General features: G+C 58.8%; 21 protein-coding genes and 1 tRNA gene. 18 read left to right on the forward strand and 4 right to left on the reverse strand.

Translation table 11 applies throughout. The features are described from left to right. The first annotated feature begins 1 nt into the window (after position 1). The 15 genes from CJF39_RS13475 to CJF39_RS13545 all read left to right on the forward strand — a co-directional run bounded on the left by CJF39_RS13475 (position 2) and on the right by CJF39_RS13545 (position 13,903). Positions 2–77: transfer RNA gene (locus CJF39_RS13475), tRNA-Asn, on the forward strand. Positions 78–228: 151 nt separating this feature from the next. Next, entirely contained in the window at positions 229–1,071 is an 843-nt protein-coding gene (locus CJF39_RS13480; RefSeq protein WP_094993873.1) for an IclR family transcriptional regulator domain-containing protein, read from the forward strand. Positions 1,072–1,279: 208 nt separating this feature from the next. Continuing rightward, on the forward strand, positions 1,280–2,251 hold the full coding sequence (locus CJF39_RS13485; RefSeq protein ID WP_094993874.1) for an AraC family transcriptional regulator: 972 nt from the start codon (positions 1,280–1,282) through the stop codon (positions 2,249–2,251). 180 nt (positions 2,252–2,431) lie between these two features. Beyond that, positions 2,432–3,793 (forward strand): benzoate 1,2-dioxygenase large subunit, encoded by a 1,362-nt coding sequence (benA, locus tag CJF39_RS13490; protein ID WP_094993875.1) that lies wholly within the window; start codon positions 2,432–2,434, stop codon positions 3,791–3,793. Continuing rightward, positions 3,794–4,282: a benzoate 1,2-dioxygenase small subunit gene (gene benB, locus CJF39_RS13495; RefSeq protein WP_094993876.1), complete on the forward strand. Its 489-nt coding sequence runs from the start codon at positions 3,794–3,796 to the stop codon at positions 4,280–4,282. It abuts the gene before it with no gap. Between the two features lie 133 nt (positions 4,283–4,415). After that, positions 4,416–5,426: a benzoate 1,2-dioxygenase electron transfer component BenC gene (gene benC, locus CJF39_RS13500; RefSeq protein ID WP_094993877.1), complete on the forward strand. Its 1,011-nt coding sequence runs from the start codon at positions 4,416–4,418 to the stop codon at positions 5,424–5,426. A 107-nt stretch (positions 5,427–5,533) separates the two neighbouring features. Beyond that, positions 5,534–6,310 carry a 1,6-dihydroxycyclohexa-2,4-diene-1-carboxylate dehydrogenase gene (locus CJF39_RS13505; protein ID WP_094993878.1) on the forward strand — a complete coding sequence of 259 codons (777 nt, stop codon included), beginning with the start codon at positions 5,534–5,536 and terminating at the stop codon, positions 6,308–6,310. Between the two features lie 107 nt (positions 6,311–6,417). Beyond that, positions 6,418–7,539 carry a muconate cycloisomerase family protein gene (locus CJF39_RS13510; RefSeq protein ID WP_094993879.1) on the forward strand — a complete coding sequence of 374 codons (1,122 nt, stop codon included), beginning with the start codon at positions 6,418–6,420 and terminating at the stop codon, positions 7,537–7,539. Positions 7,540–7,555: 16 nt separating this feature from the next. Beyond that, positions 7,556–7,846: a muconolactone Delta-isomerase gene (catC, locus tag CJF39_RS13515; protein WP_094993880.1), complete on the forward strand. Its 291-nt coding sequence runs from the start codon at positions 7,556–7,558 to the stop codon at positions 7,844–7,846. 33 nt (positions 7,847–7,879) lie between these two features. Then, complete coding sequence (catA, locus tag CJF39_RS13520) at positions 7,880–8,821, forward strand: catechol 1,2-dioxygenase (RefSeq protein WP_094993881.1); 942 nt, start codon at positions 7,880–7,882, stop codon at positions 8,819–8,821. A gap of 265 nt (positions 8,822–9,086) precedes the next feature. Further along, on the forward strand, positions 9,087–9,938 hold the full coding sequence (locus CJF39_RS13525; protein WP_094993882.1) for a CoA transferase subunit A: 852 nt from the start codon (positions 9,087–9,089) through the stop codon (positions 9,936–9,938). Further along, positions 9,938–10,720, forward strand: a complete 783-nt coding sequence (locus CJF39_RS13530; RefSeq protein ID WP_094993883.1) for a CoA-transferase subunit beta — start codon at positions 9,938–9,940, stop codon at positions 10,718–10,720. The genes CJF39_RS13525 and CJF39_RS13530 overlap by 1 nt, the downstream gene beginning before the upstream one ends. Then, entirely contained in the window at positions 10,717–11,922 is a 1,206-nt protein-coding gene (gene pcaF / locus CJF39_RS13535; RefSeq protein ID WP_094993884.1) for a 3-oxoadipyl-CoA thiolase, read from the forward strand. Before CJF39_RS13530 ends, pcaF begins: the two co-directional genes overlap by 4 nt. Positions 11,923–11,986: 64 nt before the next feature. Beyond that, complete coding sequence (gene pcaD, locus CJF39_RS13540) at positions 11,987–12,775, forward strand: 3-oxoadipate enol-lactonase (protein WP_094993885.1); 789 nt, start codon at positions 11,987–11,989, stop codon at positions 12,773–12,775. Positions 12,776–12,982: 207 nt separating this feature from the next. After that, complete coding sequence (locus CJF39_RS13545) at positions 12,983–13,903, forward strand: hypothetical protein (protein WP_094993896.1); 921 nt, start codon at positions 12,983–12,985, stop codon at positions 13,901–13,903. 72 nt (positions 13,904–13,975) lie between these two features. Here the strand turns inward: CJF39_RS13545 and CJF39_RS13550 are convergent, their stop codons facing one another. Next, a complete protein-coding gene (locus CJF39_RS13550) occupies positions 13,976–14,446 on the reverse strand; it encodes an FAD/FMN-containing dehydrogenase (RefSeq protein WP_094993887.1) in 471 nt (156 codons plus the stop codon). Between the two features lie 239 nt (positions 14,447–14,685). Between CJF39_RS13550 and CJF39_RS13555 the strand changes: the two genes are divergently transcribed. Next, positions 14,686–16,878 (forward strand): GAF domain-containing protein, encoded by a 2,193-nt coding sequence (locus CJF39_RS13555; protein ID WP_094993927.1) that lies wholly within the window; start codon positions 14,686–14,688, stop codon positions 16,876–16,878. Positions 16,879–17,292: 414 nt separating this feature from the next. Beyond that, positions 17,293–18,672, forward strand: a complete 1,380-nt coding sequence (locus CJF39_RS13560) for an NAD(P)-binding domain-containing protein (protein ID WP_094993888.1) — start codon at positions 17,293–17,295, stop codon at positions 18,670–18,672. A gap of 38 nt (positions 18,673–18,710) precedes the next feature. Here the strand turns inward: CJF39_RS13560 and CJF39_RS13565 are convergent, their stop codons facing one another. Together CJF39_RS13565 and CJF39_RS13570 are read right to left on the reverse strand one after the other, a co-directional pair. After that, entirely contained in the window at positions 18,711–18,893 is a 183-nt protein-coding gene (locus tag CJF39_RS13565; protein WP_094993889.1) for a DUF1289 domain-containing protein, read from the reverse strand. 3 nt (positions 18,894–18,896) lie between these two features. Continuing rightward, positions 18,897–19,268: a hypothetical protein gene (locus CJF39_RS13570; protein WP_094993890.1), complete on the reverse strand. Its 372-nt coding sequence runs from the start codon at positions 19,266–19,268 to the stop codon at positions 18,897–18,899. A 572-nt stretch (positions 19,269–19,840) separates the two neighbouring features. Here CJF39_RS13570 and mqo point away from each other — a divergent pair. Next, entirely contained in the window at positions 19,841–21,490 is a 1,650-nt protein-coding gene (gene mqo / locus CJF39_RS13575) for a malate dehydrogenase (quinone) (protein WP_094993891.1), read from the forward strand. A gap of 97 nt (positions 21,491–21,587) precedes the next feature. Here the strand turns inward: mqo and CJF39_RS13580 are convergent, their stop codons facing one another. After that, on the reverse strand, positions 21,588–22,439 hold the full coding sequence (locus tag CJF39_RS13580) for a CAP domain-containing protein (protein ID WP_094993892.1): 852 nt from the start codon (positions 22,437–22,439) through the stop codon (positions 21,588–21,590). Positions 22,440–22,458 lie beyond the last annotated feature (19 nt).

The raw sequence follows: 22,458 nt of genomic DNA on the forward strand, positions 1-22,458 counted from the left end.
TTCCGCGATAGCTCAGTTGGTAGAGCAAATGACTGTTAATCATTGGGTCCCTGGTTCGAGTCCAGGTCGTGGAGCCAGATAAAAGAAAAGCCGCTAGCGATAGCGGCTTTTTTTATGCCTGTCGATAAGGTTTCCTGCCTGTTAGCTGTGCCGCGTCCGTTTGCGATTATCAAGTGGCGGTTCGATAATCGCCCCGGCCTTTGTTGGCATCAGGACAGGAAAACAATAATGAGCGAAGAACGCCCGTTGCCACTCTCTACCGTGGCGCCGCCAATTGTGGCGTCACCCGCCAAGCGCATCGACGCCTTGACCGGCGACCCGAATTTCATGACGTCACTGGCCCGAGGCCTCGCCGTGGTGCATGCCTTCCAGGAGCGAAAACGGCAACTGACGATTGCGCAGATCAGCCATCGCACCGAAATTCCCCGTGCCGCCGTACGCCGTTGCTTGCATACCCTGATCAAACTCGGCTATGCCACCACCGATGGGCGCACGTATTCCTTGCTGCCCAAAGTGCTGACCCTGGGTCACGCTTACGTGTCTTCGACCCCCTTGGCGGTGACGGCCCAGCCCATTCTGGATCGCCTCAGCGAACACGTGCATGAGGCGTGCTCAATGGCCACGCTGGAGGGCGATGAAATCCTCTACATCGCCCGCTCGGCAATCCCTCAACGCTTGATCTCGGTTGATTTGAGTGTGGGCAGTCGTTTACCGGCCTATTGCACGTCCATGGGACGAATTCTGCTCGCCGGGCTGGATGATCTGGCGCTGGACGATTATCTGGAGCGTGCCGAACTTCACGTCAAAACCAGCCGTACGGTCCATACCGTGGACGGTTTGCGCGCAAGCATCGGACACGTCCGCGAGCAGGGGTGGGTACTTGTCGATCAAGAGTTGGAAATCGGTTTGCGTTCGATTGCCGTCCCATTGAAAGACGCGGCGGGACAAGTCCTGGCAGCCCTCAATGTGGGGACTCACGTCAGCCGCGTATCTAGCCAGGAGCTGGAGTCGCGCTACCTGCCCATACTGCTGCAAGCCAGCCGGGAACTCAGCACCCGGCTCTATAGCTGAAACAGTGTGCGTTAATCGAACGCTTGGCAGAAGGTTCAATTGAGTCCTTCTTCGTCGTGCGGCTTAATGCGACAGGCGCCATGCGCCGAGAACCGTTCCTCCGGTCAGCGTATTTATCTGTGCACACAGGCATAGAATCGGTGGCAGCTTGATCAAACACTGCGTTTAGGCAAAGCGCAGTGCATAAAAACAACGTGAGTGCCTTGCCATGAACAGTTGCCTGCTCAGTAACACCAGTAGTGTGTTCGACCGTGCGGACCCCCATGCCGTCTCCAGCTACGTGAATGAACACATGGGAATGCACGACATCCGTATGCCGCGGCTCGGTCAGCCCGCGGCTTCGTTAAACCATCGCAAGTTCGCCAGCCTTGACCTGTGTCGCATCAGCTACGGCGGCAGTGTGCAGGTGACTTCGCCTGCGCTGGAGACCATTTACCACTTGCAGGTGTTGTTGCGTGGCCATTGCCTCTGGCGCGGGGGCGGTGAGAAGCACCACTTCAGCCCCGGCGAGTTGTTGCTGATTAACCCGGATGATCCGGTCGACCTCACGTATTCCGCTGACTGCGAGAAATTCATCATCAAATTGCCTTCGTCGCTGTTGGATAAAACGTGCCGCGATCATCACTGGCAGCCCCCTGATGACGGAATTCGTTTCAAACCCAGGCACAACCTGCATCAGTTAGAGGGTTTTTACGGTCTGTTGCAGTTGGTGTGCGTGGAAGCGGAGAGCGCTCACACGTTGCAGCAAGTGCAAGAGCACTTTACGCGGATCATCTGCGCCAAATTGCTGACACTGCTGGACAACAACGTCAGCCGCTTGCCGCTCGCACAAGGCGCCGCCAGTTTTGAGCGCATTCTGCAATTTATTGAAACCAACCTGAAACACGACATCAGTGTTGAGCAATTGGCCCGTCTGGCGCACAGCAGCCCACGCTCGTTGTATGCCTTGTTTGAGCGACACACGGGCACGACGCCTAAGAGTTTTATCCGTCAGAAGAAGCTCGAACAGATCCGCTCAAGCCTTTGCGACCCGGCCGCACGGGTGCGCAACGTGACGCAAGTCGCCCTGGAGTATGGGTTCCTGCATTTGGGACGGTTTTCGGAAAGCTACAGAAGTGCTTTTGGCGAATTGCCCTCCGAAACCCTGCGTCGCCACAAGGCACCTAACCCTCAGGGGTAGCTGCACCGTCGGCCTGATCCGGGCCGATGACCTTTTGCTGTGCCGCCCATCCGCTGCCGTTTACCTGCCGACTGCGGGTATGCAGTAAACGGATAGAGGTCGTGCACAAAGCGGATATTGCCGCGTCACCGGGGAACGTAGCCTTGATTCCGTTGAAACAATAATAACGGAGCCATGGCCATGAACCTGGGACTCGACTACCTGAACAGCCTGCTGCAAGACGATAAAAAGAACGGCATCTTCCGCTGCAAACGCGAAATGTTCACCGACCCGCGGTTGTTTGATCTGGAGATGGAACACATCTTCGAAGGCAACTGGTTGTACTTGGCACATGAAAGCCAGATCCCGCAGAACAACGACTACTACACCACCCACATGGGGCGTCAGCCGATTTTTATCGCACGCAACAAGGCGGGTGAACTCAATGCGTTTATCAACGCTTGCAGCCATCGCGGGGCAATGCTCTGTCGTTTCAAAAGCGGCAACAAGGCAACCTACACCTGCCCGTTCCACGGCTGGACGTTCAATAACTCGGGCAAGCTGCTCAAAGTCAAAGATCCCAAGCACGCCGGTTACCCGGAAAGCTTCGACTGCGACGGCTCCCATGACCTGAAGAAAATTGCTCGGTTTGAGTCGTACCGGGGGTTTCTGTTCGGCAGCCTGCGCGATGACGTTGCGCCGCTTGAAACCTTCCTTGGCGAATCGAAAAAAATCATCGACATGGTGGTCGATCAATCTGCCGATGGCCTGGAAGTGCTGCGCGGTTCATCGACCTATGTGTACGAAGGTAACTGGAAGTTGCAGGCCGAGAACGGCGCCGACGGCTACCACGTATCGGCCGTGCACTGGAACTACGCCGCGACCCAGCAGCAGCGCAAGCTCAAAGAGGCAGGGGATGATATTCGCGCCATGAGCGCGGGCGGCTGGGGCAAAAAGGGCGGGGGGTTCTACGCCTTCGAAAACGGCCATTTGTTGCTCTGGACCCGTTGGGACAACCCTGAAGACCGGCCAATGTTTGCCGAGCGCGATCGCCTTGCCAGTGAGTTCGGTGACGCGCGGGCTGACTGGATGATCGGTAATTCACGCAACCTGTGCCTGTACCCCAACTTGTACCTGATGGACCAGTTCGGCTCACAGCTGCGCATTGCCCGGCCGTTGGCAGTCGACAAGACCGAAGTCACCATCTATTGCATCGCCCCCAAAGGCGAGGGCGCTGAATCGCGTGCCAAACGGATTCGTCAGTACGAAGACTTCTTCAACGTCAGTGGCATGGCCACGCCGGACGATCTGGAAGAGTTTCGCGCCTGTCAACAAGGCTTCGCCGGTCGCGCCATGGAATGGAATGACATGTCCCGGGGCAGTAAGCATTGGGTCGATGGCGCCGACGAATCGGCCAGGGAGATCGACCTGCAGCCGTTGATGAGCGGTGTGCGCACCGAAGACGAGGGCTTGTTCGTGTTGCAGCATACGTATTGGCAGTCGCAAATGGTGGCAGCGCTTACACACCGTCAGGATCAGATGATTTACGTGGAGGGCGCGTAAATGAGCCTGACCTACGAAGCCGCGCGAGACTTTCTTTACCGTGAAGCGCGTTACCTGGACGACAAGCAGTGGGACGATTGGCTGGAAATGTACGCCCGCGACGCAAGTTTCTGGATGCCCGCCTGGGACGATCGCGACCAATTAGTGGAAAACCCCCAGACCGAGATCTCGTTGATCTGGTACGCCAACCGCAGCGGTCTGGAAGACCGCGTGTTTCGCATCCGCACCGAACGCTCCAGCGCGACAGTGCCTGACACACGCACCTCGCACAACATCAGCAACATAGAACTGATCGAGCAAGCGGAGGGCCTGTGCAAGCTGCGTTTCAACTGGCACACCCTGAGCTTTCGCTACAAGGTCGTCGATCATTTCTACGGCACCAGCTTTTACACCCTGGACACCCGCGGGCCTAACCCGCTGATCAAGGCTAAAAAGGTAGTCCTGAAGAACGACTACGTGCGTCAGATTATCGACGTGTACCACCTCTAAACCCGATGCGGAGCCTGCGCTGGCCCGTATCAGGGGCGAGCAGAACCCCGGTTCTTGCCGCCACCTTGGGTGCCGTGCGTGCATGAAGCTCCGCCTGCGGTTTGACCTCTTTCTGTGTTAAGCGAGGCGTGCCATGAGCCATAAGATCGCACTGAATTTTGAAGACGGGGTGACCCGTTTTATTGATGCCGCTGTGGGCGAAACGGTTGCGGATGCGGCCTACCGTCAGGGCATCAACATCCCGCTCGATTGCCGCGACGGCGCTTGCGGTGCTTGTAAATGCTTCGCGGAGTCCGGTCAGTACGACCTCGGCGAAGAATACGTTGAAGACGCCTTGAGTGAAGAAGAAGCGCAACGCGGCTTCGTATTGACCTGCCAGATGCGCGCCGAAAGCGACTGCGTGGTGCGCGTGCCAGCTTCCAGCGAGGTGTGTAAAACCCGGCAGGCCAGTTATGAGGTGCACATCAGCGCAGTGCACCCGCTTTCCGAAAGCACCATCGGCCTGTCGCTCAAGGGCGAGGCCCTGAGCAACCTGGCATTTCTGCCGGGCCAATACGTCAATCTCAAGGTGCCTGGCAGCGAGCACTCACGTGCCTATTCGTTCAGCTCGCTGCAAAAGGACGCAGAGGTCAGCTTTCTGATCCGCAATGTGCCCGGCGGGTTGATGAGCCGTTATTTGGTCGGCCAGGCAGCGGTCGGCGACACCATGACCCTGACTGGCCCCATGGGCAGTTTTTACCTGCGGGATATCAAGCGGCCGCTGTTGCTGTTGGCGGGTGGCACGGGGCTGGCGCCACTCACCGCCATGCTGGAAAAAATCGCCGAGCAGGGCAGTGCCTACCCCCTGCACTTGATCTATGGCGTGACCCATGACGTCGATGTGGTGCAAGTGGACAAATTGCAGGCCATGGCCGCATGCATCGCCAACTTCACCTACAGCGTGTGCGTCGCCAACCCGGACAGCACGCACCCGCTCAAGGGGTATGTCACCCAGCACATTGCGCCCGCGCACCTGAACGATGGGGATGTGGACGTTTACCTGTGCGGCCCGCCGCCGATGGTGGAAGCGGTTAGCAGCTACCTGCGCGAACACGGCATTGAGCCTGCGAATTTCTATTACGAGAAATTTGCCGCCAGCGCCTGAGTGTTGCTCTTGTCGGCCCGTTGCTGGCTCAACGGGCGTGTTTATTCGCAGTGCGGTGCGGGATTCGCTGGCCGGATCGCCCACCTGCTTATAGCGAGGTCGGAACCATGAATATGCGTTTTCAAAAGAAGGTTGCAGTTGTCACGGGTGCCGCTCAAGGCATTGGGCGGCGTGTGGCCGAGCGCTTGGGGCAAGAGGGTGCGCAATTGGTGTTGGTTGACCGTTCGGAGCTGGTGCATGAGCTGGCCGCTGAATGGGCGCATGTGACCGACGTGTTGACCCTGACCGCTGACCTTGAACATATCGCGCAATGCCAGCGGGTGATGGCGGCAGCAGTCGAACGTTTCGGGCGACTGGACATCCTGATCAACAACGTCGGCGGCACCATCTGGGCCAAACCCTTTGAGCATTACCAGGCATCTGAAATCGAGGCCGAAGTGCGCCGGTCCTTGTTTCCGACCTTGTGGTGCTGCCATGCCGCATTGCCACACATGCTCGAACAAGGGGCAGGCGCCATCGTCAACGTGTCTTCAATTGCCACTCGCAGCATTAACCGCGTCCCCTACGGCGCGGCCAAGGGGGGGGTGAATGCCCTCACGGCGTGCCTGGCGTTTGAGACGGCCGAGCGCGGGATTCGGGTCAACGCCACAGCGCCGGGCGGGACCGAAGCGCCGCCACGGCGCATCCCGCGAAATGCCGCCGGGCAGACCGAACAGGAAAAAGCCTGGTACCAGCAAATCGTCGACCAAACCGTTAGCAGCAGCCACATGAAGCGTTACGGGACGATTGACGAACAAGCGGGCGCAATTTTGTTCCTTGCCAGCGATGACGCCGCGTACATCACCGGCGTGACGCTGCCCGTCGGGGGGGGCGATCAGGGCTAGGCGGGTTTGTGCCAGTTAGCCATCTGTGTCAGGCACCGACAACGCTGCTCCTGTGCCGGGCGCAGCCAGTCCCTGACATCTTTATTAATGCAACAGAGAACCCTGAAATGAGCCAAGTCCTGATCGAACGTGTGTCGGCCGTTATCGTCGACCTGCCCACCATCCGCCCCCACAAGCTGGCCATGCACACCCTGCATAAACAGACACTGGTCGTGATCCGCGTGCAGTGCAGCGATGGCATAGAAGGTATCGGTGAGTCGACCACCATTGGTGGGCTGGCTTACGGCAATGAAAGCCCGGAAAGCATCAAGCAGAACATCGACAGCCATTTGGGACCGCTGTGGGTGGGCCAGGACGCTGCCAACATCAATGCAGCGATGTTGCGGCTGGAAATAGCGGCTAAAGGCAACACGTTTGCCAAATCCGGGCTGGAAAGTGCGCTGCTCGATGCTCAGGGCAAGCGCATGGGGGTGCCAGTGAGTGAGTTACTGGGCGGGCGTGTGCGCGACAGCCTTGAGGTGGCCTGGACCTTGGCCAGTGGAGATACCGCCCGCGATATCAGCGAAGCGCAACAGATGCTGGACCTGCGTCGTCACCGGATTTTCAAGCTGAAGATCGGGGCCAACCCGGTTGCCCAGGACCTCAAGCACGTGATTGCCATCAAGCAGGCCTTGGGTGAGCGCGCCAGCGTGCGGGTGGACGTCAATCAGTCGTGGGACGAGTCGCAGGCCATTCGCGCTTGCGAAGTGTTGGGCAATAACGGCATCGACCTGATCGAGCAGCCGATTGCGCGTATCAACCGCGCCGGGCAAGTGCGCCTGAACCAGCGCAGTCCGGCACCGATCATGGCGGACGAATCCATTGAAAGCGTCGAAGACGCCTTTGGCCTCGCCGCAGACGGCGCAGCGAGCATCTTCGCCCTGAAAATAGCCAAAAACGGCGGCCCGCGAGCGGTGCTGCGCACGGCGGCCATTGCCGAAGCGGCAGGCATCGCGCTGTACGGCGGCACCATGCTCGAAGGGGCCATCGGCACCCTGGCCTCGGCCCATGCCTTTGTGACCCTGCGTCAACTGAGCTGGGGAACGGAGTTGTTTGGCCCCTTGTTGCTCACTGAAGACATCGTCACTGAACCACCGGTTTATCGCGATTTTGCGTTGCACGTACCGCATACGCCGGGCCTTGGCCTGACCCTCGATGAAGAGCGCCTGGCGTTCTTTGCCCGTAACTGACCCGGAGGACCCGCACATGTTGTTCCACGTAAAGATGACCGTAAAACTGCCGGCGGACATGGACCCGGCCAAGGCCACAACACTGAAGGCCGATGAGAAAGAACTGGCCCGGCGCCTGATGAGCGAAGGCACCTGGCGGCACTTGTGGCGCATCGCCGGGCAGTACGCCAACTACAGCGTATTTGACGTGGAGAGTGTGCAAGCGCTGCACGACACCTTGATGCGTTTGCCGTTGTTTCCCTACATGGATATTGAGGTTACGCCGCTGTGTCGGCACCCGTCCTCCCTTCGCGAAGACGACCGTTGATTACGCCCATAACAAAAAAATGAGGTAACACCCATGACCGTTAACGTTAGCCACACTGCCGAAATACAGCACCTGTTTAAAGAGGCGGCCGGTTTTAACAACGACCAGGGCAACCCGCGGGTTAAAGCCATCATGCTGCGCTTGATCAACGACGTCGCCACGCTTATTGAAGACCTGGAGATCACCGACAACGAGTTCTGGTTCGCGGTGGACTACCTCAACCGTCTGGGCGGGCGCAATGAGGCGGGTCTGCTGGTGCCGGGGCTGGGGCTGGAGCACTTTCTTGATGTGCTACAAGATGCCAAAGACGCGCAAGCAGGCCTGAGCGGCGGCACGCCTCGCACCATTGAAGGCCCGTTGTATGTGGCGGGCGCGCCCATTGGCGAAGGCGAAGTGCGCATGGACGACGGCAGTGAACTGGATCACGCCACCGTGATGTTTTTGGAAGGGGTGGTACGAGACAGCGAAGGCCGCGCGGTTGCGGGGGCGGTGGTCGACGTGTGGCACGCCAATACCCAGGGGAGCTACTCCTACTTCGACACGCGTCAGACGCCGTACAACTTGCGCAGGCGCATCGTCACCGATGCCAAGGGCCAGTACCGCGCCCGCAGCATCGTGCCCAGTGGATACGGCTGCTCACCCGACGGCCCGACTCAAGAATGCCTGAACATGTTGGGGCGTCACGGTCAGCGCCCGGCGCATATTCATTTTTTCATCTCGGCGCCGGGCCATCGGCACTTGACCACACAGATCAATCTCTCAGGTGAAGAGTACCTGTGGGATGACTTTGCCTATGCCACCAGAGAGGGGCTGGTGGGGGACATTACCTTCGTCGAAGACCCAGCAGTGGCCCGTGAGCGGGGGGTTCAGGGTGAGCGCTTTGCTGAATTGAAATTCGATTTCCAGTTGCAAAAGACACCACGGGTTGAAGCCGAACAGCGCAGCCAGCGCCCTCGCGCGATGCAAGACGGCTGAACCGGCAAGTGGCGGCCGCGGCGCGGTTGCCCACCCCTCGCATTAACCTGGGCAATGCGCGCGGCGCGTCACGGATGGCCTGATGCGCCTGTTGCGAGGCGTCATGAAAGCTTGATTAACGAATGCGCCCCGTCCGCTGCCTGATCGGGTGCCTGTGTTCGATTATCGAACCACCAAGCGTTTAGCGCATGGGGTGGCATGCCTGCCGAGCGTACTTCTTCTCTACCCGACGCCTTGCTGCGTCCTGAACATTATTGAGATCACCATGGCTGAGATTCTTTCCCTGCGCGAAGCCGTCGAGCGCTTTGTGAATGACGGCGACTCCCTGGCGCTTGAGGGGTTTACCCACCTGATTCCGACGGCAGCGGCACACGAGATTATTCGTCAGAAAAAGAAAGATCTGACACTGATTCGTATGACGCCTGACTTGGTATACGACTTGATGATTGGTGCCGGGTGCGCCAGGAAGCTGATTTTTTCGTGGGGCGGAAACCCGGGCGTCGGCTCGTTGCATCGCCTGCGCGACGCCGTTGAAAAGGGCTGGCCGCAGCCATTGGCAATCAGCGAGCACAGCCATGCGGCCATGGCCAATGCGTATGTGGCCGGCGCCTCAAACCTGCCGTTCGCGGTGCTACGCGGGTATCAGGGCTCGGATTTGGTGAAGGTCAATCCCGACATCAAGTTCATCGAATGCCCCTACACCGGCGAGCAATTGGCCGCTGTACCGAGCGTGCGCCCGGATGTGAGCGTGATCCACGCGCAGAAAGCTGACCGCAAAGGCAATGTGTTGATTCAGGGCATCCTCGGCGTACAAAAAGAAGCTGCGCTGGCGGCCAGGCACTGCATCGTGACCGTCGAAGAAGTGGTGGATGACTTACAGGCGCCGATGAATGCCTGTGTGCTGCCCGGCTGGGCGCTGAGCGCGGTGTGCGTTGTCCCCGGCGGCGCACATCCGTCTTATGCCCATGGTTACTACGAGCGTGATAACCGCTTCTACCAGGCGTGGGATTCCATCGCTCGCGACCGTGAGACTTTTACTGCCTGGATCGATGAACACATCCGTGGCACTGAGGATTTTGAGCAGTTTCAGGCGAAACTGAACGCAGGGACCAAGTGATGAACGACTTCAATACCAACGAAATGATGACCGTGGCGGCTGCCCGAAATCTGGGCAACGGCAGTGTCTGCTTTGTCGGCATTGGCCTGCCTTCCAAAGCGGCCAATCTGGCGCGTTTGACCCATGCGCCCGAGGTGGTGCTGATTTATGAGTCCGGCCCGATCGGTGCAAAACCGAGCGTGTTGCCGCTGTCCATCGGTGACGGCGAACTGGCTGAAACCGCCGACACGGTGGTCCCCACCGGCGAAATCTTTCGCTACTGGCTGCAAGGCGGGCGCATCGATGTGGGCTTCCTCGGTGCCGCGCAGGTCGACAAGTTTGGCAATATCAATACCACGGTGATTGGCGACTACCACCAGCCCAGGGTACGCCTGCCGGGTGCGGGGGGCGCGCCGGAAATCGCGGGCAGTGCGAAGAACGTCTTGATCATTCTCAAGCAGGGGCACCGCACGTTCGTCGAAAAACTGGCCTTCATCACTTCAGTCGGGCATGGCGAGGGCGGCGATCACCGCAAGCGTCTCGGGTTGCCGGGTGAGGGGCCGGTGGCGATCATCACCGACTTGTGCATCATGGAGCCGGAAGCGCACAGCCGCGAATTTATCGTCACTTCGCTGCACCCGGGCGTGACCCGTGAACAGGTCATTGACAACACGGGCTGGCCGATTCGCTTTGCCCCCCACGTGGCCACCACCCTGGCGCCTACCGTGGAAGAGTTGGCCGCGCTGCGGGCCCTTGAAGCCCGTACCGCCATTGCCCACGGGCAGACGGGAGGTGAGGAATGAGCCGCGAGGTCTTCATCTGCGATGCCGTGCGCACGCCAATTGGCCGGTTGAATGGAGGGCTGGCGCCGGTACGCGCCGACGATCTGGCGGCGATCCCGTTGCGCGCCCTGATGCAACGCAACCCGCAGGTGGACTGGACGGCCGTGGACGAAGTGTTCATGGGCTGTGCCAATCAGTCGGGCGAAGACAACCGCAACGTGGCACGCATGGCACTGTTGCTCGCCGGTCTGCCAGCCAGCGTGCCGGGGGTCACCCTCAACCGTCTGTGCGCGTCGGGCATGGAAGCGGTGGGCGCTGCGTTTCGGGCCATTGCCAGCGGCGAAATGGCGTTGGCCATCGCGGCCGGGGTCGAATCCATGACCCGTGCGCCGTATGTGATGGGCAAGGCCGAGAGCGCTTTTGGGCGCGCCCAACAACTCGAAGACACCACGTTGGGCTGGCGTTTCATCAACCCGGCGCTGCGGGCCGCCTACGGTGTGGACAGCATGCCGGTCACCGGTGACAACGTAGCCCACGAGTACGCGATCAGCCGCGCCGATCAGGATGCCTTCGCACTGCGCAGCCAGCAAAAGGCCGCCGAGGCCAAAGCGGCGGGCTATTTTGCCGAAGAAATTGTGCCGGTGGTCATCCACAGCAAGCACGCAACGTCGGTTATTGACACGGATGAGCACCCGCGCGCCGGTTCATCGCTTGCAGCCCTGGAACAGCTCAAGCCGGTCAACGGCGACGGTCAGACCGTTACGGCAGGCAATGCATCGGGCCTCAACGATGGCGCGTCGGCCATGGTGCTGGCCTCGGCTGACGCGGTGGCCAAGTATGGTTTGACGCCTCGGGCCAAAGTGCTGGGCATGGCCAGTGGCGCGGTATTGCCACGGGTGATGGGGGTAGGCCCGCTGCCCGCTGTGCGCACCCTGTTGGCGCGCCTTGACTTGAGTCTTCATGACTTCGATGTGATTGAGCTCAACGAAGCGTTTGCTGCGCAAAGTTTGGCAGTCACCCGTGCATGGGGGCTGGCTGACGACGATGCGCGGGTCAATCCGCAGGGGGGCGCGATTGCCCTTGGGCATCCGCTGGGCATGAGTGGTAATCGGCTGGTACTGACGGCGGTCCACCATCTGCATAAGTACGGCGGCCAGTATGGGCTGGCGACGATGTGTGTGGGGGTCGGCCAGGGGTTGGCATTGGCCATAGCGCGCGTCTGACCTGGTGGTTCGCCGTTCATTGACGGCGATCTGGCCCGAAAATCTCTTCCCCTTGGAGTGTTGTATGTCTGGAATAAAACGGGTCGATGGCCCACTCAATTACCTCCTTGAAGGTCCGGCAGATGCCCCGGTACTGATGTTGTCCAATTCGCTGGGCACTGACTTGCGCATGTGGGATGAACAGATGGCTGCATTCACCGAGCATTTTCGTGTGTTGCGCTATGACACCCGTGGGCATGGCCAATCCTGTGTGACCCCCGGCCCGTACAGCATCGAACAGCATGGCCGTGATGCCGTGGCATTGCTGGACGCCTTGCAGATAGATCGCGCCAGTTTTTGTGGCCTCAGCATGGGTGGCTTGATTGGTCAGTGGCTGGCGATCCATGCGCCTGAGCGCTTGCAGCGTCTAGTGCTGTGCAACACCGCCGCGAAAATCGGCAACCCGGCTGTCTGGAACCCGCGCATTGACACGGTGTTGCTTGACGGTGCAGCAGCCCTGCGCGGGCTGCGTGATGGCGCAGTTGCACGGTGGTTTACCCCTGAATTCGCCATCGCCTGCCCCGACCGGGTTGAGCGGATTGTCGACATGCTGGCGCACACCGCGCCCCAGGGGTATGCCGCCAACTGTGCTGCCGTGCGCGATGCCGATTTTCGGGAAAACCTGGGCCGTATCGACGTCCCTGTGTTGATCGTGTGCGGCACGCAAGATGCGGTTACCACCGTCGAGGATGGGCGTTATATGGCTGAGCGCATTCGCGAGGCACAACGGGTCATGCTGCACGCGGCGCACTTGTCCAACGTGGAAGCTGGGGCGCAGTTCACTCGCCGCGTGCTGGATTTTTTGCGGGCATAAGCGGTTCTGCAAGGCCCGGCCTGCCTTGAACGGACACGCACATCACAGGGCCGGTGAATGCCATACGTTCCTGTTGTGTCGCGGCTCAAGCCCTTTGCCTGCTACTCAAGCCCTTTTGGCACCTGCCGATAACGAAGGCGATGGCCCTGTGCCCGATCACATAAATGGAGTGTCGCCTGGAGGTCTCCAGGCGTTAAGGAGAGCACCTTGAAACGCATGGGTTCTACGATTGGCTTGATCGTTCTGTTGTCAGGCTGTGGGGTTTACAGCGATGTGAAAGTTGCGATGGCGCGTGATGCATTGCGTCAGGAGTGCATGGGCACATTCACCAACACCTGTGTCAGCAAAACCATTGATTACAACATCCTGTTACTGGAGCAAGCCAAGTCAGCCTGGTTGGCGCAAGAGGGAGAGTTGGTCGAGTCATTGGGCAAGGAGGCAGGCTCACTGTGGACCGGTCTGGTTGAACAGCGCACTGATCAGTTGGTCGATAAGCTGGAATCGGTGCGTCCCGGATTCTTTTCGCGCTGGTTCCTCGGGGATGCGCAGCCTTTGAGTGGCAAAGGGATGATGGAGTTCTCCGGCCAGGACCTGAAAGAGATGCAAGGCGCGCTGATGGCCGAATTTATCGCCAAGGGTAAGAAACAAGGGCTGACCCTGACTGAAAAAGGCGCTGAAAAATATGCCCCAAGTCCTGCGCAACCTGTCGCTGAGCCTGTGGCCGGGCAAGCCGAGGCCGCCCTTGAAGCGGCGATAAACAATTTGATTGCGTCAGAAATAGCCAAAGAGGGTGGCGCGGAATACACCGATAGCCGTCAGGTCATTTACATGGACCTGAATGAAGATAGTCAGCCAGATGCCGTGGTGCTGTTCACGGTTGAAGGGCAGGGTGGTGGTAACGGTTCTTACCAGAGTCTGGCCGGTTTTTACCGCTCGGGCGCAGGCTGGATGTACCAGGGGCACTCAGTGGTGTCCGGAGCCGTAACAGACATCAAGGCCGCCCCGGGTCAGCAGGTTGCTGTCAGTACCCTGACCAGTGGCCCGGATGACCCGCGATGCTGCCCGAGTGTGCAGGGCGTCGACATCTATACATGGACCGGACGTGGCTTTGACGTGAAGCAAGGCTGAAAGCCAAGCACCTGCGCCGCGGTCCCCGTCGGGGGCGGTGGCGCAAGTAAAAGGCGGGGGGCGCGGCGCGGATCAGTCAGTCGGCGCTTTATCCAGCGCTTCGCGCAATGCCGTGGCTGTTGTAAAGGCCTGCTGTGAAACCAGGGTGCCATTGTCCAGCTGCAGAAACAGGATTTGCTTTTTGTCACCGGGGTATCGACTGGCAATCGAGCCGTCGCGGTCCAGCGCGACGCGGTAGTTGTATCCCTTCATGGATGGAATGGCGAACAGCTTTCCGATCAGCGAAGGCATGCCGTGGACATCGGCGAGAAACACAACATGGCGTGCTTCCAGGTAGCCCTTGGGCTGGTCTTCTATCGCCGCCTTGACCAATTGAGCCCCCTTCATGTCGCGCGCCACCAACAGAATGCGGGTGTTTTTATCGAGGGCCTGCGTCTGGTCGAACTGGTCTTTAAGCGCCCAGGGCTGCAACGCATCGCCGATGTTGGCTGCCTGAGCCAGCAGGGATACCGCACTCAATAACAGCGCAAGTACAATTTTCAACGTTCAATCCTTCTGTTCATGACGGTTGATTCAGATCGCTAACAGCGTATGGCCATTAGTCGTAGCGCGGCATGTTAGCCCGCAAGCCCTGTGAGTAGAACCTGTACTGTCGTGCTGCTGTCCAAAAGTATGACAAAGGGTGTCTGGTGACACGACGGCGAGTGGAGCACAATTTGTGCGACTGGCTTATCATCGTCGGCGTTTCACCGATCAATGGCAGTAATCAGAGTAGCGGCGTAATGACTGACTGGCTTCAACACGATGGCGCGATGGCTGAGCGAATCAGAGCGCATGATTGGGCCAGCACGCCGCTCGGGCCTTTAACCGAATGGCCGGATGTGTTGAAAACCAGCGTGGCGTTGATGCTGGATTCGCATTTTCCGCAGTGCATCGTGTGGGGCGAGTCCCTGACCACGCTGTATAACGACGCCTTTGTGCCCATTCTGGGGAGCAAGCCACAAGCGTTGGGTCGTGCGTTTAGCGATATCTGGAGCGAGGCCTGGCATGAGATCAGTCCGATTGCCGACCTGGCCTTCGCGGGCAAAGCGACGTACATCGAAAATTTCCCGGTAGTGATTCATCGCAGTGAGCGTCCGGAGCTCGCGTACTTCACCTTTTGCTACAGCCCGATTCGCGACTCCGCCGGCCAGGTGGTCGGCATGATTGATACCGTGACCGAAACCACAGCGACGGTGTACATGACCCAGCGTCTGTCGGTGCTGGACGCGATCGGCCGTGCAGTGGTCAATGCCAGTGACCCGCAGGAAATCCTCGCAATCACCATGCGCAAGCTTGCCGATCACCTGCGCGTTACGCATTGCGCCTACGCCGACCTGGAGGCGGACGAAGATACCTTCTTTATTCGTGACAACTGGCTGGCGAAGGGCGCCACCCGCCTTGTGGGCCAATACAGTCTGGAGGATTTCGGTCAGGAAGCAGCGTCCCGGTTGAAAGCCGGACAGCCGCTGGTCATCAACGACGCGCAGGCCGAACTGCCTGCACGAGATGCCGCCAGTTTCACCGCGTTGGGTGTCAAGGCCACTGTTTGCCTGCCCTTGATCAAAGGCGGACGGCTGACAGCGTTAATGTCAGTGCACGATCAATCGCCGCGACAATGGTCGTCCCATGAAGTGGCATTGTTGCGTGAAGTGACAGAACGCTCATGGGCGCACATTGAGCGTGCGCGCGCCGATGCCGCCGTGCGCGCCGGTCTGGCTGAGCTTGCGCAGCTCAACACCACGCTGGAACAGCGCGTACAGGAGCGCAGTGCACGTTTGCTGCACATTGAAGCGGCGTTGCATCAATCGCAAAAGCTTGAGGCCATCGGCCAGCTCACGGGCGGTGTAGCCCATGATTTCAACAACCTGCTGACAATTATTCGTTCGTCGGTGGATTTTCTGCGCATGCCGAACCTGTCGGATGCGCGCCGGGAGCGTTACGTCAACGCGGTGTCAGACACCGTCGAGCGTGCGAGCAAATTGACCGGCCAGCTCCTGGCCTTCGCCCGGCGCCAGCCGCTCAACCCGCAGGTATTCGAGATCGGCCAACGCATCCGTGATATCGGCGACATGTTGGAGACCATCACTGGGGCCAGAATCAATGTGGCGGTCGAATTACCGCCCGAAGCCTGCTATGTGCGCGCCGATGCCAGCCAATTCGAGACAGCGCTAATCAATATGGCGCTCAATGCACGGGATGCCATGGAAGGGCAGGGCACGCTCCTGCTGCGGCTCAATGACACCACCACCTTGCCTGCCATTCGGGGGCATGCAGGTTCCGACGAACCTTTTGTTGCCATCTCGTTGGTCGACACGGGCATCGGTATTTCCACGCGCATGCTGACGCAGATTTTCGAACCCTTTTTCACCACCAAGGAAGTGGGCAAAGGCACGGGACTCGGGTTGTCGCAAGTGTTCGGGTTTGCCAAGCAGTCCGGGGGTAATGTGGACGTCTCAAGTGTCCTCGATCAGGGGTCGGTATTCACCCTGTACCTTCCGCGAGCCAGCGTTGATGCGCTTGCGGAGGTTGAATCCAGCGTGTGCGTGCCTGCACCTTCAGACCCTGAAGCCGAGAAACCTCGCGTCCTGATTGTGGAAGACAACCTGGAAGTGGGGCGTTTTGCACAACAGATCATGCAGGACCTGGGCTATGAGACGGCTTGGGCCACCCATGCCGAAGCGGCACTGCAAATGATCGGGCCGCAAGCCATGGCTTTTGACGCGGTTTTTTCGGATGTGGTCATGCCAGGCATGACGGGGGTGGTAATGGCCAAGGAGATGCGCAAACGGCGGTCAGATTTGCCGATCATACTGGCCTCCGGCTACAGCGAAGAGCTGGCGTTCGACGGTTACGATGGCTTCGAGTTTCTGCCTAAACCCTACTCAGTCGAGCAGATTTCGCAGATGTTAGAGAAAATAACCCTCAAGCGCTGACGGCTTTATTTCTAGTGAGCAAAGCGTCTGAAATACGCCTCAAACTTGTAATCCCTGTCTCCATCCGTTACAGCTAGAAAGGCATTCATAACCAAAAGAGGCTCAACAAGCCCGATGCATGAGACCACACGTATCTTTGACACTTGCGGCCTTACGCCTGCGCAACGCAGTGACGTAACCAGGCCGATCCAGCTGCACACCCTTCCTGTTTTAGTGGCTACGTTCTGCCAGACACTGGCGACGCGTTTTCATTTGCCACCCACTTCGCTGCGGGACGCTCTGGTCACCCGCAAGCGCAGCCGCGCGGTACCTCCCCCTTCAGTTTGATGCCTGATTGTCCTCTCGCCGCGCTCATCGAGTGTGTTCACGCGAGGGTTTCCAATGATTCAGCGTTCAACCTGTTGAGGGAATTCGATGTCTATTCGTGTAGCAATTATTGGCGCAGGCCCGTCCGGCCTGGCGCAACTGCGTGCCTTTCAGTCAGCCCATGCAAAGGGTGCGGCCATGCCGGATGTGGTGTGTTTCGAGAAGCAAGCCGACTGGGGCGGCATGTGGAACTACACCTGGCGCACCAGCCTGGACGAGCACGGCGAACCGGTGCACGGCAGCATGTACCGTTACCTTTGGTCCAATGGTCCCAAAGAGTGCCTGGAGTTCGCGGATTACAGTTTTGATGAACACTTCGGTCGACCAATTTCTTCGTATCCGCCCCGTGAAGTGCTGTGGGATTACATCCAGGGCCGGGTCAAGAAGGCCGGCGTGCGTGATTACATTCGTTTCAATACGGCGGTCAAACACGTCACGTTCGACCCGGTATCGCGGCAATTCACCGTGACTGCTCACGATTACGCCAACGGGCGAAGCACGACGGACACGTTTGATTTCGTGATCGTGGCCAGTGGGCATTTCTCCACGCCGCACGTGCCGGAGTTTGCCGGGTTCGAACGTTTTTCCGGGCGAATTCTGCATGCCCATGACTTTCGTGAAGCCACCGAATTTCAGGGCAAGGACTTGCTGATCGTGGGCAGTAGCTATTCGGCCGAGGACATCGGCTCGCAGTGCTACAAGTACGGCGCACGTTCGATCACCAGCACCTACCGCACGCAACCGATGGGTTACGCATGGCCCAAGGGATGGGAAGAGCGTGCGCTGCTGAACAGGGTCGAGGGAGACATCGCGTATTTTGCCGATGGGTCCAGCAAGCGCGTGGATGCCATCATTCTGTGCACCGGCTATCAACATCACTTCGCGTTTCTGCCGGATGAATTGACCCTCACTACAGGTAATCGCCTGTGGCCGCTGGGCCTGTACAAAGGCGTGATCTGGGAGCAGAACCCGCAGTTGATCTACCTCGGCATGCAAGACCTGTGGTACAGCTTCAACCTATTTGATGCTCAGGCCTGGTTTGTGCGCGATTACATTCTGGGTCGCATCAACCTGCCTGAAATATCCGAAATGCAGGCCGACAGTGCCTCGTGGCGCGAGCAGGAAGAACGTCTGCACTCCACCGCCTCGATGTACGAGTTCCAGGGCCGTTACATCAAGCACCTGATCGAGCATACGGATTACCCGGCCTTTGATATCGACGCTGTGAATCAGATCTTCCTCAAATGGAAGACTGACAAGAAGCGCGACATCATGGGCTATCGCGACAAATCCTACCGTTCAGTCATGACTGGCACGTTAGCGGTGCCTCATCACACCCGCTGGTTGCAGGCGCTGGATGATTCGATGGAAGAATATTTGCGCGAAACGGCGGGCAAGGGTGACGTCAATACACTGCGTCAACGTTGACGGCGCAGCCTCTGGCTCCTGATGTGGCCAGAGGCAACTTAGCCTTTCTTTTTTTGCAGGCTTTTCAAGCGGGCGCTGGCGCGTTGCACGGCCGCCATTTTTTCCGGGCGTTTCATGCGCCGCCACTTTCTGATGTCTTCTTTGTTGCGCCCGCAGCTCACGCATACGTCCCCGCTGAGCTGGCAGGTGGCTACACACGGGTTTTCGATATCTTTGGCCACGTCTTACTTGCGACCCGCGCCTTTGCGCGCCAGGCGTTGTGGCCACTGACCGGCGTCTGTGCGCTGGCATTCTTCTTCGGAGTCGAAATACACATGGGAGGCTACGTTGCGCACGTTGACATTGGCTTTGTCGAACGCCTTTTCTGTCAGCTCAACCATGTAGCCTGCTTCTCCGTCGGCCAGGGCAAAGTCCTTGTTGTTTTGCGTATCGAACACCCACACCACTTTGAGACTGGTCGCAAACGCCTCATGGTCGACGGCGTGGGTCAGCCAGACAAACCCGTCGATTTGATGTTTGGCGGTTTCGCAGGCCTCGGTCAGGGCTTTAACCAGGCGGCGTTCAATTTGCGCCTGATTACGTTTGTTGAGTGACATGAATCATCCTGTTGGCTGGCGGTGCTGAAAAGCCGGCCATCATACGCCAAGCCTTGTACTGGCGGATCGTTGATTGTGCGCTTGTGTTGGGGCGGGGTTGCAAACCGTGGGCAAACCCACGTCGCAAACGATTCAGCTGCCTGAAAAAACCGCAAAAGATGCATTTTCGCCCAAAGGGCCACCTGAGGTAGAATGTCGCGGTTTTGAGGCTGGCCACCCCGGATACTCATGTTCACGCAGTTCCCCGGAAGGAACCGCGAGGCGGTCGGATGCAAGGGAATAGCGAAACGGTTGGTGGTTGCGAAGGAGCTGGGCGGAGGCAATCCGATTAGGCCGTGGCCATCAATAGCTGACACATATCATAAATGTCACCCAAGTCGCTGAAGCCAATAATTAATAAGAGATCAGCACCCAAGGTACATAAACGTGGGGTCTATAGTTGTGCATAGGCCTTTATCCATCTACCCGTTCAAGGCCTGAGGGCTCGACTGCAGGCGATCAGCCTGTGGTGAGTTGATAGTGCTCATGAACCGCGTGCCGGGTAGATGATGTTTTATCTTAGGTACTACAAAATGTTAAAAAAAATGAACAAGGGGCTACTGGGCCTCGCGCTGAGCATGGGGTTGACCTCCGTGCAGGCAGCCGAGCCCAAACAGGTTGATGTTTTGCTGATTGGCGGCGGCATCATGAGCACCACATTGGGCGTTTGGCTCAATGAGCTGGAACCGAACACCTCGATGCAGATGATCGAGCGTCTGGACGGTGTGGCGCTGGAAAGCTCCAATGGCTGGAACAACGCGGGTACGGGTCACTCGGCACTGGCTGAACTGAACTACACCCCGGAAGACAAAAACGGCAACGTTGAAATCCCGAAAGCCATTGAAATCAATGAAGCGTTTCAGATTTCCCGTCAATTCTGGTCCTGGCAGGTCAAGAACGGCGTTCTGAAGAACCCGCGTTCATTCATCAATTCCACGCCGCACATGAGCTTTGTGTGGGGCGATGACAACATCAAGTTCCTGAAAAAGCGCTACGAGGCACTGCAGGCGAGCCCGCTGTTCGCCGGCATGCAGTACTCCGAAGACCCGGACCAGATCAAAAAATGGGTCCCGCTCATGATGGAAGGCCGTGATCCGAACCAGAAGATCGCAGCCACCTGGTCGCCGATCGGTACGGACGTTAACTTCGGTGAAATCACGCGTCAGTTCGCTGCTCACCTGCAAGCCCAACCGAACTTCTCGCTGAGCCTGTCGAGCGAAGTCAAAGACATCAAGCGCAACGAAGATGGCACCTGGCGCGTGGTGTACAAAAACCTGAAGGACGGCACCGAATCTCAGACCGATGCCAAGTTTGTGTTCATCGGCGCGGGCGGCGGTGCACTGCACTTGCTGCAGAAGTCCGGTATTCCTGAAGCTCAGGAATACGCGGGCTTCCCGGTAGGCGGCTCGTTCCTGGTGACCGAGAACCCGACAGTTGCCGAACAACACTTGGCCAAGGCCTACGGCAAAGCATCGGTCGGCGCGCCACCCATGTCGGTTCCTCACCTGGACACCCGCGTGCTGGACGGCAAGCGCGTGATTCTGTTTGGCCCATTCGCGACGTTCTCGACCAAGTTCCTGAAAGAAGGTTCTTACTTCGACCTGTTGACCAGCACCACGACCCACAACTTCTGGCCAATGACCAAAGTCGGTATCGAACAATACCCATTGGTTGAATACTTGGCCGGTCAGTTGATGCTGTCGGACGAAGACCGTTTCAACGCGTTGAAAGAGTACTTCCCGAATGCCAAGTCTGAAGACTGGCGTCTGTGGCAAGCCGGCCAGCGCGTGCAGATCATCAAGCGAGACGAAGAGAAGGGCGGTGTGCTGAAACTGGGCACCGAAATCGTCAGCGCCAAAGATGGCAGCATTGCAGGCCTGCTGGGCGCTTCGCCCGGCGCTGCCACTGCGGCACCGATCATGCTGACCGTGCTGGAAACCGTGTTCAAGGACAAGGTGGCTTCGCCGCAGTGGCAAGCCAAGCTGCACCAGATCGTGCCAAGCTATGGCACCAAGCTGAACGGTTCGCCAGAGCGCGTTGCGCAGGAATGGGCCTACACGGCTGAGACGCTGCAATTGACGCCTCCACCGGCAATTCCGGCAGCCACCGCTGCTGAGCAAGCGCCAGCTGAAGCGCCGGCCAAGCCAGCACCAAGCAACCCAGCGGCTGATATGGCCCTGTAAAAAGCAGCCCCACCCAACGATGTTGGGTGGGGCCACTTTCAGTTGTAACGTTTGACTCCCCCTCGATACAACGCCCGCTGAATGAGCGGACGCCGATTCACGGCGTACCGAACAGGGCCGTCCAGTAAATCCCCGCATCACTTTTCGGATCGACCGCATAGGCCGCGCCCAGTTCGCGGAACTGCGGGTTCATTATGTTGGCGCAATGCCCGGGGCTGGCCAGCCATCCATCGACCACCTTGGTCGGCGTGTCTTGCCCGGCGGCGATGTTTTCGCCAACGCTTTGCGCACTGTAGCCAGCCAGCTCTGCACGATCTCCTGGCGTTCTGCCGTCACGGTTCATGTGATCAAAGTAATTGGTATTGGCCATGTCTCGCGTGTGGCTTTCGGCCGCAATGGCCAGCGTAGCGTTCCAGGTCAACGGGGCGGCTGCGGCAAACGCCTGTGTTGCGCATTGACGCGGTTGGTTGCGGGCAGTGTTGATCAGCGCCAGCAGCTGCTGGCCCTCAACTTGCCAATCCCCTAGACGTCCGGTCAACAAGGGGCGTGCCAGCACGATGCGCCACTCGCGCTGGTTGCGGCTGACGCCGATGTCGACGAATTGCGGGTCGAGTACCACGTTACAGAAGCTTTCTTGCACCGCTTTCATCGCCGCCTGTGCATCACGCGGGCCGGACAGGCTAATGGCCTGCACATTGACCAGTGGATAAGCATTGCTGGCGAGCACTTGTTGCAGGTCGCCAAAGCGGTTGGCGGGCAATATCAGGCGCGGATCAGCGGCCAGAGGCGGCAGTTCCTGTGACACTTGCCCGCCGCACTTCTGAAGGTGGCTGCGATAGGTATTGATCGACTCGACGAGTTGCGATTCTTCACTGGCCATGACCGAGCAGGCCACGAGCACGCTGGAGGTAAAAGTGGCCAGGCGGGTGAGGGTGACGGGAACGCGCATGCAGGTTTCCTCTGAACGG

The organism is Pseudomonas lundensis, from assembly GCF_002269125.1.
Taxonomy (GTDB): Bacteria; Pseudomonadota; Gammaproteobacteria; order Pseudomonadales; family Pseudomonadaceae; genus Aquipseudomonas; species Aquipseudomonas lundensis_A.

Coding starts and splice junctions, on each gene's coding strand:
- pcaD (WP_094993885.1), top strand. CDS start 11,987: ATGTCTGGAATAAAACGGGTCGATGGCCCACTCAATTACCTCCTTGAA.
- CJF39_RS13560 (WP_094993888.1), top strand. CDS start 17,293: ATGTCTATTCGTGTAGCAATTATTGGCGCAGGCCCGTCCGGCCTGGCG.
- CJF39_RS13510 (WP_094993879.1), top strand. CDS start 6,418: ATGAGCCAAGTCCTGATCGAACGTGTGTCGGCCGTTATCGTCGACCTG.
- pcaF (WP_094993884.1), top strand. CDS start 10,717: ATGAGCCGCGAGGTCTTCATCTGCGATGCCGTGCGCACGCCAATTGGC.
- catA (WP_094993881.1), top strand. CDS start 7,880: ATGACCGTTAACGTTAGCCACACTGCCGAAATACAGCACCTGTTTAAA.
- benB (WP_094993876.1), top strand. CDS start 3,794: ATGAGCCTGACCTACGAAGCCGCGCGAGACTTTCTTTACCGTGAAGCG.
- CJF39_RS13580 (WP_094993892.1), bottom strand. CDS start 22,439: ATGCGCGTTCCCGTCACCCTCACCCGCCTGGCCACTTTTACCTCCAGC.
- CJF39_RS13480 (WP_094993873.1), top strand. CDS start 229: ATGAGCGAAGAACGCCCGTTGCCACTCTCTACCGTGGCGCCGCCAATT.
- benA (WP_094993875.1), top strand. CDS start 2,432: ATGAACCTGGGACTCGACTACCTGAACAGCCTGCTGCAAGACGATAAA.
- CJF39_RS13525 (WP_094993882.1), top strand. CDS start 9,087: ATGGCTGAGATTCTTTCCCTGCGCGAAGCCGTCGAGCGCTTTGTGAAT.
- CJF39_RS13530 (WP_094993883.1), top strand. CDS start 9,938: ATGAACGACTTCAATACCAACGAAATGATGACCGTGGCGGCTGCCCGA.
- CJF39_RS13505 (WP_094993878.1), top strand. CDS start 5,534: ATGAATATGCGTTTTCAAAAGAAGGTTGCAGTTGTCACGGGTGCCGCT.
- benC (WP_094993877.1), top strand. CDS start 4,416: ATGAGCCATAAGATCGCACTGAATTTTGAAGACGGGGTGACCCGTTTT.
- mqo (WP_094993891.1), top strand. CDS start 19,841: ATGTTAAAAAAAATGAACAAGGGGCTACTGGGCCTCGCGCTGAGCATG.
- CJF39_RS13485 (WP_094993874.1), top strand. CDS start 1,280: ATGAACAGTTGCCTGCTCAGTAACACCAGTAGTGTGTTCGACCGTGCG.
- CJF39_RS13570 (WP_094993890.1), bottom strand. CDS start 19,268: ATGTCACTCAACAAACGTAATCAGGCGCAAATTGAACGCCGCCTGGTT.
- catC (WP_094993880.1), top strand. CDS start 7,556: ATGTTGTTCCACGTAAAGATGACCGTAAAACTGCCGGCGGACATGGAC.
- CJF39_RS13555 (WP_094993927.1), top strand. CDS start 14,686: ATGACTGACTGGCTTCAACACGATGGCGCGATGGCTGAGCGAATCAGA.